Annotated in this window: 8 protein-coding genes and 1 other RNA gene; 8 read left to right on the forward strand and 1 reads right to left on the reverse strand. The window is 42.5% G+C overall.

From position 1 onward, the window contains the following. Positions 1 to 33 precede the first annotated feature (33 nt). Positions 34 to 130, forward strand: an RNA gene (gene ffs / locus JN178_RS05425) — signal recognition particle sRNA small type. Positions 131 to 155: 25 nt separating this feature from the next. Here the strand turns inward: ffs and JN178_RS05430 are convergent. Continuing rightward, positions 156 to 440, reverse strand: a complete 285-nt coding sequence (locus tag JN178_RS05430; RefSeq protein ID WP_202264292.1) for a late competence development ComFB family protein — start codon at positions 438 to 440, stop codon at positions 156 to 158. A 240-nt stretch (positions 441 to 680) separates the two neighbouring features. Here JN178_RS05430 and JN178_RS05435 point away from each other — a divergent pair, with 240 nt between their 5' ends. The 7 genes from JN178_RS05435 to JN178_RS05465 all read left to right on the forward strand — a co-directional run bounded on the left by JN178_RS05435 (position 681) and on the right by JN178_RS05465 (position 12,338). Continuing rightward, positions 681 to 1,760, forward strand: a complete 1,080-nt coding sequence (locus JN178_RS05435; protein ID WP_202264294.1) for a tryptophan 2,3-dioxygenase family protein — start codon at positions 681 to 683, stop codon at positions 1,758 to 1,760. Between the two features lie 138 nt (positions 1,761 to 1,898). After that, positions 1,899 to 3,038: a DUF547 domain-containing protein gene (locus tag JN178_RS05440; protein WP_202264296.1), complete on the forward strand. Its 1,140-nt coding sequence runs from the start codon at positions 1,899 to 1,901 to the stop codon at positions 3,036 to 3,038. Between the two features lie 333 nt (positions 3,039 to 3,371). Continuing rightward, positions 3,372 to 4,565, forward strand: coding sequence for a DUF547 domain-containing protein (locus tag JN178_RS05445; RefSeq protein ID WP_202264298.1), 1,194 nt, complete (start codon positions 3,372 to 3,374; stop codon positions 4,563 to 4,565). Between the two features lie 410 nt (positions 4,566 to 4,975). After that, entirely contained in the window at positions 4,976 to 7,828 is a 2,853-nt protein-coding gene (locus tag JN178_RS05450; protein ID WP_202264300.1) for a TonB-dependent receptor domain-containing protein, read from the forward strand. A gap of 252 nt (positions 7,829 to 8,080) precedes the next feature. Beyond that, positions 8,081 to 9,862, forward strand: a complete 1,782-nt coding sequence (locus tag JN178_RS05455) for a putative 2OG-Fe(II) oxygenase (protein WP_202264302.1) — start codon at positions 8,081 to 8,083, stop codon at positions 9,860 to 9,862. Positions 9,863 to 10,211: 349 nt separating this feature from the next. Continuing rightward, positions 10,212 to 10,973, forward strand: a complete 762-nt coding sequence (locus JN178_RS05460) for a DUF3450 domain-containing protein (protein ID WP_159623389.1) — start codon at positions 10,212 to 10,214, stop codon at positions 10,971 to 10,973. Positions 10,974 to 10,979: 6 nt separating this feature from the next. Further along, the gene (locus JN178_RS05465) at positions 10,980 to 12,338 is read left to right on the forward strand and encodes a MotA/TolQ/ExbB proton channel family protein (protein ID WP_159623387.1); all 1,359 of its coding nucleotides are present in this window, start codon (positions 10,980 to 10,982) and stop codon (positions 12,336 to 12,338) included. Position 12,339 lies beyond the last annotated feature (1 nt).

The following is a 12,339-nucleotide window of genomic DNA, read 5'->3' on the forward strand; positions in this document are numbered from 1 at the left end:
GACACTGCATTAGTCGCTTTTTCTATGGTGGGCTTTTGGTCCTCCCGCAATGATACTCTGTGAACCCGGTCAGGCCTGGAAGGGAGCAGCCGCAGCAGACGACTCATGTGCCGGGATGTGGCTGGAGGCCCGCCACCCAAACCTCCATCAATTCCCTATGCGGATTTTTCTTTCTTTGTTTTTTCTGATTCATCTAAGTATTTAAGTGCTTTACTAATGGCATGCTCTACGTTCATTTCCATTTGCTTGCGTTCACTTTGTGGCAGATAAAATGCCATATCAACTTCATAGCGAATGTAGCGGGGCGGCACTTGATTTAATGCTAAACAACACAAGTCAGCTAAATAATCAGCTGTCTTAGTTTTATCTAGTCCCATTTTGCTAATTCTTTCCAAAACAAGATGTTCGTAATAATTATGAATATCATCATCGAGTTTCATGCAACCTACCTTTTCCTTCTAGCGCGTTGGGCAGTAAATAGCGCATTGCTTACAGTCATTTGTGCCCAATGGACATATTTTTATACAACACAGTATAAACTACTGAACAATGTGAAGCCTGTCACTATAAAGGTATAGCTTGTATTCTGTGGTTGTCGAGTAAGGGGTGTTAGAATTACACCGTCAAAATAAAAACCAGCAGTCAAAACGACATTCAGACATGCAAAACGCGAGAACGACATGAAAAAGAATATTGAGCCATGCTATTACGGCGACTACCTGCAACTGGACAAAATCTTAGGGGCCCAAGCGCTACAGAGTGAAAAGTATGGTGAGGCAGCACATGAAGAAACCTTGTTTATTATTGTGCATCAAGTATACGAGCTGTGGTTTAAACAAGTGCTTCACGAGCTTAATGCGGTTATTGATACCTTCAATCAAGACACAGTAAAAGACCAGCAACTTCCTCAGGTGGTATTGCGCTTACAGCGGGTTATTTCAATTCAGCGTTTAATGAACGACCAAATCGCCATTATGGAGACGATGACACCACAACAGTTCCTGTCATTTAGAGACTACCTAGTACCTGCTTCGGGTTTTCAAAGCATTCAGTTTAAGCGATTAGAAATATCACTGGGGCTAAAGCGTGAATTTAGAATCGATTTTGATCAGCAAAGTTTTTATAACCGTTTGAACGACAAAGATCGTGCTTTGCTTGAAGGCTTAGAAAAGAAACCGAGTTTATTTGAGCTTGTTGATAAATGGCTTTCGCGTATGCCGCTGCTTAAAATGGACGACTTCGATTTTTGGGAGTACTACAAAAACGCAGCCGACCAAATGCTGCAGGACGACTATGACACTATCGCGAGTAACGAGATGTTGTCTGACATTGAGATGCGTCAAGAGCTCAAAGACTGGCAAGCGACCAAGGATAACTTTGATGCATTGTTTGATCACGACCAATTTGAAGCGTTAAGAGATGAAGGTAAGTTCAGGCTGAGCCATAACGCGCTGTTATCGGCGCTCTTTATTAAACAATACTCGGAAGAGCCTGTTTTCAACCTGCCGTTTCAACTCATAACTGCCCTTACTGAAATAGACGAGCAGCTAACGATTTGGCGATACCGACATGCCATGATGGTACAGCGCATGTTAGGTACAAAGATAGGCACTGGCGGCTCTTCGGGTCATCACTATTTGAAAAAAACAACAGAATCAAACCGTATTTATCTCGATTTCTTTAATATGGCCACGTTTCTTCTTCCCAAAAATGCACTTCCTGAGCTCCCGGAGTCAGTAAAAAGAAAGTTAGGTTTCTAACGAAAGCGCAGAGTTTCTGGGGATAGGGAACACTAGAGCGTGTTGTAATTTTGTGTTGGGTGGACAAAAAATGCGCATGTGCTAACTTAAAGATGAATGCACTAGCCATAGTGGCTGGTGCAAGACAAGGAGTCATATATGCAACGTTTAGTTCACAAGCCCCGTTACTCTGCTTTTTTTGCAACAATTCTCACTGTTTTTACCGCTACTACGGTTAATGCCACGCCGTCGTCAAGCACCCACTTCGCTCAATATACCTCTAGCAGTAATGTTGAAATACAATATCCTGATGTCGATGCGGTCCTCGACATTTCTGTCATAGAAATGGGCGCATCTAATAGGGAACTTGCTGAGCGCCCGCTGGGCAGCACAGGAACCCGTCTTAAAAAACGAATAAACAGGTTAACAGCATTAGAAAGTAACCGTGTTTATTTTGAAAACTTTAACAAACAGAATTATCGAAAACATCTCGATGATGTAACCGCAAGCTTGGCTGAATTGGCTGATAAAGCGCCTCTTAAATTGTTCAACAAAAATGAGCAACTGGCGTATTGGCTCAATTTGTACAATATGACGCTATTAAGAGAGATGGCGTACAACCAGTCTGATGAAAACATCAAATACGAATTTGCCAATGAAAGGAACTCTGACTTTTTCAATCGAGATGTGCTTACCATTGAGGGGCAAGCGCTGAGTCTTAACGACATTAAGTACGATATTGTCCTTAATAATTTCAAAGGTAATGAGAATGTTATTTATGGCTTCTTTACCGGCGTTATCGGTGGACCTAGCTTGCAGCCTAAGGCATTTACAGGCAAAAACGTGTTAGGCCAACTTAAGTCCATAGGCCGAGAGTTTGTTAATTCAAACAGAGGCACATATTATAATGGCAGAGTGTCAGCGCTTTATGCACGCTATGCCGACTTTTTTGATGGCGAAAATAAACCGGCATTAATTCAAGCTCACATTCTCAAGTATATTGAAGACGATATGCGTGAAAGCATTGAGCAAGCCGCGCCCTCTGAACTAAGCATGGATATTGTTGACTTTTCAAAAGCGGCAATTATTGACGACAGAGTTTACGCTGCGGGCTTATCCTATAATAGAGCTGCACTAATGGCGACACATCCAGTGTTAACAACCGGATTCGACAACCTTCGATTCTCGTTAGATGACATTCAGGTATTGAGGGAAATTAATCGCAAATATAATACTGCTAGAGGTACAGTTACGGTTAATGACCTGTCAGAGAGTGAAGCAACGTCTGCAGAAAAATAACGCGTAGTGTGAAAGGCAGAAATGGCTTTGTTTCTGCCTTTTTTATTCTTTTTTATTTCCAACAAAGACTTGCGTGTAATAAAGCGTTAGTCATTCTTTGTCATAAAAAACTGACATTGAAAGTTTGATTGAAATTCCAACAACTGGTACAAAAGGTATTGTACTTATACTAAAGTTTTAAACGCTGCTTTGCCTTTTTGTTCTATTACCCTTTTCGGCCCTATGACAACCGGTAAGTTGGCAACGGGCGCTAGCGAACAAATCGCATCGCTTCGCAAAAAACAATAATGCGGAAAACGACCGCAGTAGTTGATGGAAAATAGGGAATTAATTATGTCGAAACTGACTACGTTGACCTTTGTCGCGGCAATGACAGTGTTGCCAATGACTAAAACACTTGCCGCTGAATCGATAAGCGAGACCTTTGCAGCTTCAACGCAAAGTAGCGAACTTGAAATTGGCTATACCGACCTTGACGACTTTTTAGCACTTACTGTGTTAGATGTTGGTCGCTCGAACAGAGAGAAAGCGCCGCGCCCTTCGGGTAATACAGGTACCCGAATGAAAAAACGCATAAATAGACTGACGGCATTAGAAGGTAACCGTGTTTATTTCGACAATTTTGATAACGCAAAATATGTAGAAGCCTTATATGCCATTCAAGAGAGCCTTGAGGCATTGCCGCAAGAAGTTTCGCTTAGCCAATTTAACAGTAATGAACAACTGGCCTATTGGTTAAACCTCTACAATTTCACTTTGCTTAAAGAGATAGCACAAGACTACCCGAAAGTTGATATTGGTAAAGAGTTCTCAAAAGAGAAAAAGTCTGACTTCTTTAATGACGACGTTCTCAACATCGAAGGTAAATCACTTAGTTTGAACGATATCAAATACGACATTGTGTTGAACAAATACAAAGGTCGCGAAGAAGTGATTTATGGGTTCTTTGGCGGGGTTATTGGCGCACCGAGCATACAAACGCATGCATTTAGAGGTAAAGATATTTGGCGCCAGTTAGAAAAAGCAGCCGCAGACTTTGTTAATTCTAACAGAGGTACCTACTATGAAGGACGCATATCGGTACTTTATGATAGATATAGCGATTTCTTTGACGGTAATCAGGAAGCAGTTAAAGACCATTTATTGTCTTATCTTGATGACGAGGTCTACTCTGATATCGCCAATACACCTGCTGAAGATTTAGAAATGGATATTAAAGACTTTTCTGCGGCCACTATCGGTGATGATAGAGTGTACGCTGCAGGTGTTTCTTTTAATAATGCCGCACTAATCGATTCTGCGAGAGTAGAGCAAAGAGGTGGTGATATTGCAGGTCCAATCGCAACACAAAACTTTTTGGCTGAAGGCATGATCTCTAAAGCGAAGCTGAATGTGAGATTCACTGCTGATGAACTTGAACTGCTACAGGGTATTAATAAGCAATATCAAGTGACAAATGGTCAAGTGACAATAAAAGACCTTAAAGAGAAAGAAGCCACTGGAAAAGAGTCAAAAGACGAGAATTAAGAGAAGTAAAGCTAAGTTAGTAGTCTTTCCATTTTCACTAAAAGGGGCGTGTATCGCCCCTTTTTTTGTCTGCTTTTTGAGCAGCCTTTTCTTTTTTCACTCGATTCAGTATTAGCCCACTAAATTCTCTAGAATCACTCATTACGCCCACTGCGTTGTATGATTTTTGTGCGCTTTATCGCTAAATTTCCATGTTTTTATCTGTTTTGTAACTTTCTTGTTACATATTGCGGAAATTAAATGAAAAAAAATTGAACTTTTACAGAACTGTGTGACTGATCGCAGTTGACCCCCCCTCAGTGATATGGTTATTATCGTTAATGAGGATTAGTCCTTACTTATAACAAGTCGTAATAAAACGAACGATTAAAAACACACTAAGAGTTATTAGTGGTCCAGGGAGACAATACATGTTTACAAACTCTAGATTGGCTAAGTCAGTTAAGCTGGCTTGTGCCTTCGGCGCACTTTCTGCGTCTATGACTGCGACTTCAGTTGTTGCTCAAGAAGACGAGCAGGTAGCTGATGAAGCAGTAGAGAAAATCTCTGTAACAGGTTCACGTATTAAACGTGCTTCTTTAGAATCAAACAGCCCTGTTGTATCAATCGATGCTTCAGTAATCGAGTCAACTGGTTTCTCTCGTATCGAAGACGTGATGAACACGTTGCCACAGATCGAAGCAGCGCAAACCGCTTTCCAAGCTAACGGTGCTTCTGGTGTGGCTAACCTTGACCTTCGTGGTCTTGGTCCAAACCGTACACTTGTGCTAGTAAACGGTCGTCGTCTTCAGCCAGGTGGTGTATACAGCCAAGCGTCTGACGTTAACCAAATTCCAGCAGCACTTGTTAAGCGCGTAGACGTTCTAACTGGTGGTGCATCTACTACATACGGTGCTGACGCGGTAGCGGGTGTTGTTAACTTCATCATGGATACTGATTTCACTGGTTTTGAAATCACAGCTACAGCGGGTGGTTACCAGCACGATAACGACAACGACTTCATCCAAGGTCTAATGGATGATCGTGGTTTTGAATACCCAGAAGGTTCTAACGGTATTGGCGGTGAGTCTTATGATATCTCTGTTACTGCTGGTGGCGACTTCGCAGGTGATAAAGGTCACGCGACAGTTTACGGTACATGGCGTCGTAACAACGAAATGCTTCAAGGCGAGCGTGATTACTCATCATGTGCATTGAACGCAGCAGGTACATCATGTGGTGGTTCATCTACTGCAGTACTACCTAACTCTTTCTTCTACCCAATTGTAGACGGTGCGCCTGACTACGGTAATGAGTTGTTCTGGAGCTTGAACGAAGACGGTAGTTTCTCTCCGTACGATGGTACAAACCTGTACAACTACGCGCCAATTAATCACTTCATGCGTCCAAACGAGCGTTTCACTATTGGTGCATTTGTTGATTACTACATCAACGACGACACGCGCGTATACATGGAAACTAACTTCATGAACGACAGAACAGCAGGTCAAATCGCTGAATCTGGTACGTTCTATGGTGCAGAGTACCTATTCGATTACAACAACCCAATTCTTTCTGACGCGCAAAAAGCGCAAATTCAGGCAGCATTTGGCCAAACCGACGCAGACCAATTCGTAGCTTACATCGGTAAGCGTAACGTTGAAGGTGGTCCTCGTGCCGATAACCTAGAGCACAACTCTTTCCGTATGGTTACTGGTGTTGAAGGTGTGATTAACGATATGTGGTCTTACGACGTAAGCTACATGTACTCTCAAACTAGCTCGTCTTCTGCATACATCAACGATTTGTTCCTACCTTCAATTTCTCCTCGTGTAGGTGAAGTAGGTACAGAATGTACTGACGATTGCTTGTTGTACCAAGTATATACGCCATACGGTGTAACACCTGAAATGGCTGGCCAGCTTTCTGGTACTGCTGTTCTTACTGGTAACACGTCACTAATCATCTATAACGGTTTCGTTACTGGTGAATTCGACTTCTCTCTACCAGGTGCCGATACACCAGTTGCGGCAGTATTTGGTCTAGAGCGTCGTGAAACTGACTTCGAGCGTGTTTCTGATACGGTATACCAAGAAGGTTCACTAGTAGGTCAAGGTGGTCCAACCGAAAGCCTAGTAGGTTCATTCGACGTAAACGAAGTATTTACAGAAATTAGCCTACCAGTGATTGAAGATGCGCCAGGTGTTGAAAACCTAACAGTTGACCTAGCACTACGTATTTCTGATTACACAACGTCTGGTAATGCTACGACTTATAAAGTAGCGGCTGACTGGGCTATCACTGAAGATTACAAATTCCGTGCAAGCTTCAACCGCGCTATCCGTGCGCCAAACATCAACGAACTATTCGCTGGTCAGAGCATCGGCCTATGGGGTGGTGTAGACGGTTGTGCTAACGGTTCTGGTGAAGACGGTGGCGTACTTTACTCAGAAGCACAGTGTGCTGCTACTGGTGTAACTGCTGCTCAGTACGGTTCAATCACAGCTAACCCTGCTAACCAGTACAACCAGTTCTCTGGTGGTAACCCGAACCTAGACCCAGAAGAAGCTGATACGTTCACATTCGGTTTTGTTGCATCTCCGTTTGAAGACTTCGACTTCGCGATCGACTACTGGAAGATCGACATGGAAGAAGTTATCGGTACTGTTGGTGCGCAAACAATTCTTCAATTGTGTGCAACTCGTGGCGAATTCTGTGACAACGTAAACCGTAGTGCAGCTGGTAGCTTGTGGATCAGCCAAGACGCGTTCATCACTAACCTTTCTGACAACGTAGGTGGTCGTAAGTGGGCTGGTGTTGACCTTGATATGGCTTACAGCATGGACCTAGCAGGCGGTACACTTCGTACAAACATTGTTGGTTCATACAACCTAGATAAGACATATCAGCCACTACTATCTGATCCTTCTCTAGACTACGACTGTTCTGGTATTGTAAGCGTTCAGTGTTTCGCACAGCCTAAGTGGCGTCACACTATGACTGCTAACTACTCAATGGACGATTGGACAGCAATCGCACGTTGGAGATACTACGGTGACGTAGACTTCGAAGGTGAAGGTGGTCTATCTTCGTACTCGTTCTTCGACCTTACTGGTAGCTACCAAATCAACGACTACCTAGCAGTATCTGCTGGTGTGAACAACGTTCTTGATAAAGAGCCGCCAATGGTTGGTGGTTCACTAAGCACTAACGCTAACACTGTAGCAGGCTTCTACGACACACTAGGTCGTTACCTGTTCACTACTGTTACTCTTTCTTTCTAATTTTTTAAAAATTAGTTAAAGCATCTAAAAAGCCAGCCGAAAAGCTGGCTTTTTTTATGCCTGTCTTTTCCTTTTACGCATTAGCGCAAAATATAAATGTGAAAGATAAACCCGGTTTTTTAAACCTAGCCGCGCTTGATCGCGTTTGATGAAGAGCAATGAATTAACGATTAGCGCTTATTATTCATGGTGAATATTGCTAATGTATAAGTGAGGAACAACGCTAAAGCATCTTAGAAATAATAAAAAATAATGAATGACCTAAATCAAATTGGCCAGCTTCTTAAGGCGGGTCAACATCACGACGTACTCAAACTTTTAAACAAAGCCTTTCCTTCTCATCTTCCCTCGAGTGAGTTAGTAAAAATTGCCAGCTTTTGCGAAGTGAATACTAACCAATTTGAAAAAGCCATTTCCCGACTTTCGCAGGCGCTTATTCTTTTTAAAGATGATGTTGGATTACTCATTAGTTTGAGTTTCGCGTACGCTAAAAGTGGCGATGTTGAAAATGCAAGTAAAACAGTTTCGCGACTTACACCGCAAACTTTACTTAACGCTTCGCATGTTCATGAACTGCTTTTTTTATTGCGAGAATTTACATTGCGACGCTATGCGGTAAAAAGTGTAGTAAGTGCTATTTATAGCAATGGTCAACAGGTTTACGGTAATGACGAAAAGGTACTAAGTCAGTTACTGCATAGTGCAAAACAAGCTAAGTTATGGGAAGTAACGTTAACCATTTCAAATAAGCTCTATCAACGTTTAAAAAAAGATACTTTCATTATTGAGCAAGCAATTGCACTTCGCTTTTTAAATCGCCCCTCAGATGCTATAGCGTTACTTGAGAAATTGACTTCATCAATAAACCATTTTGCCGTGTTTCATAACCTGGCCAATGTGTATTCAGATAATGGCGAACTGCAAAAGGCACTCGTGTACTACGAAAAGGCCATACGACTCAATCCAGATTACGTAGAATCACTGGTGAATCATGCAAAGGTGTCGTTTGAGTTAGGTAATACAACAACGTGGCTGAATTTGTTTGAGCAAATAATAAAACAAAAGGCGCACTCTGTTACACACTGTATTGCCTATATTAATTTATTAATTGAAGGAAAGGACTATTCAAAAGCCATCACCATCATTGAGCAGATGGCAGATGAAAATAACCAACCTATTTATGCGTTATTAAAGGCAAAGGCGCTACGATTAGACAATAAGCCAGATGAAGCTTTGGCGGTGCTTGAACCGTTTTCACAGCGCAATATTGCAGAAATTAATCTAGAACTTTCTGAAATTGCATTAACGCTTAAAAACACAGCGTTAGCAGCGCAGCAGCTGGAAGCTGTTAAGAAAAGCGCTCCACTTAATTTTGCGATGCAGCAAATCGTAAAGTCGAACGCCTACATTGTAGACAGACTACTTGAATTACCAATAGCGCCAGCGCTACAACAAGCAGTGTGGCAAAAAACTGTGAGTGAGACTGAAGTACCAATGTCGGCTATTCGAGAACATTTAGAAACATTACACGGTGATTTGTCATCACCAGTTAATCAGTCGGTTCAAAGAGGTACGCAAACGAGAGGAAACTTATTCCCCACGAAAAATAGCAACCTCAACGCGCTTGAGGCGTTTATTAAACACCAGATTGTCGATTTTATCAGTGAGAACGCGTCATATCTTAGTGTTGAAAATAACAACAGGTTAACTGCAGATATGATTGAGTTCAGCGGTTCGTGGTCCGTATTAAATAAGTTTGATGGATATCACGTACCACATTACCACTCAAATGGTCTGGTGAGTGGTGTTTTCTACGTAGACGTGCCGAAAGACTTGAGCGAGCATGATGTAAGTGGGCACCTGCATTTAGGGAGAGTAGATAAAACACCATTCTATTTGATTGACCATTTTACAACGGTTAAGCCTGAGAATGGCAAACTGGTCCTATTTCCCTCACATGCGTGGCATGGTACTTTCCCTACCGAACGAGAAGGAAACCGTTTAACTATCGCGTTTGATGCTATTATTAGTTGAAAGCGCACCCACAGGGTTCACAGTTACAAGTGCCACAACTGTTAAATGTTGCGCTTTTGTTGAGGAATTGAATTAATCGATTAAGTATCAAACTGGAGTGACGTAATTAATTAACAATCTTATTTGTTGGTATATTAATCAATTGATTTAAAAACCACATGGTGTAAACAGCCTGTTACTTGACTCGTTATACCAATCCGTGTGAGTATACTACGTTCGTAGTACTGACGATTGACGTTAGTACTGCATTCCTGAAACAAAATTGTGAAAGTTTTATACGCCCCTTGCCCGAATATTTTCCTATCGGCGAGGATTCAAATAAGAAATTTGGTTGGGAACTATGTCCAAAATGAGCAAGAGAACTCTTATTGCTTCTACTGTTATGGGTGCATTCGCACTAACAGGTAGCGCAGTCTCTGCAGATACGCTAGAAGATCTTCATAAAGAAGAAGCGAAAATCCACGCGGCTGCAGCGAAATCTCAAGAAAAAATCAACACGTTGTTTGAACAATCTCAGGAACTACTTGTTGAGTATCGTCAAACAGTAGATGAGACAGAAAACCTTAAGATCTACAACGATTACATCGCTAGCCTTGTTGCAGACCAACAACGCGGTATTGATTCACTTCAGCGTCAAATCGACAGCATCGAAGAAACTAAGCAGGGCATCGTTCCTCTTATGTTCCGTATGATCGATAGCCTAGAGCAGTTCATCAAGCTTGACCGTCCAATTCACTTGGAAGAGCGTCTTGCGCGTGTAGAGCGTCTTCGTGACATCATGGCTAACTCAAACGTTACTGTTTCTGAACAGTTCCGTCAGGTGCTAGAAGCATACCTAGTTGAAGTTGAGTACGGTACGAAGATTAACTCTTACCAAGGTACAATCAACGACGCAGGTACAGAAGTAACTGTTGACTTCTTCAACCTAGGTCGTACAGCTCTTACTGCACTTTCACTAGATCAAACTCACGCATGGGTTTGGAATAATGAAACTCGCTCTTGGGAAAAACTAGGCGATGAGTACCTGTCTTCAGTAATCGAAGCAGTTAAAATGGCTAACGGTTCAATCCCAGCGGACCTAATTAAAATTCCAGTTAGCGCAGCGGAGTAATAGTTAATGAAACCAGTATTCAAAACTCTTTTAGCCGCGGTAGCAGTTGCGGTTACAGCAACCGGAGTACAAGCTCAGGAAGCAAAGAGCCTTAAAGATCTTCTTGATCAAGTACAGCAAAACCGTGTTTCTGAAGCACGTCTAGACAAGCAACGCGAAGCTGAATTCCAATCAGCACGCGCTGACAAACAAGCACTTCTTCGCAAAGCGCAAGCTGACCTTAAAGCTGAACAAGCGCGTGGCGATCGTCTACAGAAGCAATTCTCTGACAACGAAGTTACATTGAACGAAAAAGCAGCTGAGCTAGATCAAGCGACAGGTACGCTTGGTGAAATGTTCGGTGTTGTACGTCAAGCGTCTTCTGAAGCGTTTGGTCGTATCTCTACTTCAATCGTAAGTGCACAATTCCCTGGCCGTGGTGAATTCCTAGCTGCAATGTCTGAAGACTCTAAAGGTCTTCCAAACATTAAAGAACTAGAAGACCTATGGTTCGCACTTCAAAAAGAAATGACTGAAGGTGGTGAAGTAGTTAAGTTCACTACAGAAGTTGTAAATCTTGACGGTGGTTCATCACAACAAGAAGTACTACGTGTTGGTACATTTAACCTTGTCGGTGAAGCAGGTTACCTAGCGTACGACGCTGAAGGTGAAATTGTTCAGCCTTTAGGTCGTCAACCAGATGGTCACTTCGTTGCGTCTACTCAAGACCTAATGGAAGCGACTTCAGGTTTCACTCCTTTCTTCGCTGACCCTTCTCAAGGTGCAATCCTTGGTCTATTGAAGCAGAAAGCGACAATGTCTGAGCGTTATCACGCAGGTGGCCCAGTAGGTTACACAATCACGCTAATGCTAGCGGTTGGTCTACTAATCGGTCTTTACAAAATGATTACGCTAACTATCGTTGGCGGCAAAATGCGTTCACAGCTTAAGAACGTAAGTAACCCTTCTGAAGGCAACCCACTAGGTCGCATTCTTAAGGTTTACCAAGAGAACAAAAATGCTGACGCTGAAAACCTTGAGCTTAAGCTTGATGAAGCTATCCTTCGTGAACTTCCACGTATCGAAAGCGGTATCAACGTAATCAAGATCTTCGCAGCGATTGCTCCTCTACTAGGTCTACTTGGTACAGTACTTGGTATGATCGAGACATTCCAAACTATCACACTATTCGGTACTGGTGACCCACGTATGATGGCAGGAAGTATCTCAATGGCGCTTGTAACTACTGCTCAAGGTATTATCGCGGCTCTGCCTCTAATCCTTACTCACAGCATCGTAGCGTCTCGTAGCAAGTCAATCATCCACATTCTTGATGAGCAAACTGCGGGTATCGTAGCTGCTCACACAGAGTCGGAGAAGGCGTAAT

This window comes from Alteromonas sp. KC3, assembly GCF_016756315.1.
Lineage (GTDB): Bacteria > Pseudomonadota > Gammaproteobacteria > Enterobacterales > Alteromonadaceae > Alteromonas.

What these genes read in the sequence shown, in the direction of transcription:
- JN178_RS05435 (WP_202264294.1), top strand. Translation starts at nt 681, where the DNA reads ATGAAAAAGAATATTGAGCCATGCTATTACGGCGACTACCTGCAACTG.
- JN178_RS05465 (WP_159623387.1), top strand. Translation starts at nt 10,980, where the DNA reads ATGAAACCAGTATTCAAAACTCTTTTAGCCGCGGTAGCAGTTGCGGTT.
- JN178_RS05455 (WP_202264302.1), top strand. Translation starts at nt 8,081, where the DNA reads ATGAATGACCTAAATCAAATTGGCCAGCTTCTTAAGGCGGGTCAACAT.
- JN178_RS05450 (WP_202264300.1), top strand. Translation starts at nt 4,976, where the DNA reads ATGTTTACAAACTCTAGATTGGCTAAGTCAGTTAAGCTGGCTTGTGCC.
- JN178_RS05445 (WP_202264298.1), top strand. Translation starts at nt 3,372, where the DNA reads ATGTCGAAACTGACTACGTTGACCTTTGTCGCGGCAATGACAGTGTTG.
- JN178_RS05440 (WP_202264296.1), top strand. Translation starts at nt 1,899, where the DNA reads ATGCAACGTTTAGTTCACAAGCCCCGTTACTCTGCTTTTTTTGCAACA.
- JN178_RS05460 (WP_159623389.1), top strand. Translation starts at nt 10,212, where the DNA reads ATGAGCAAGAGAACTCTTATTGCTTCTACTGTTATGGGTGCATTCGCA.
- JN178_RS05430 (WP_202264292.1), bottom strand. Translation starts at nt 440, where the DNA reads ATGAAACTCGATGATGATATTCATAATTATTACGAACATCTTGTTTTG.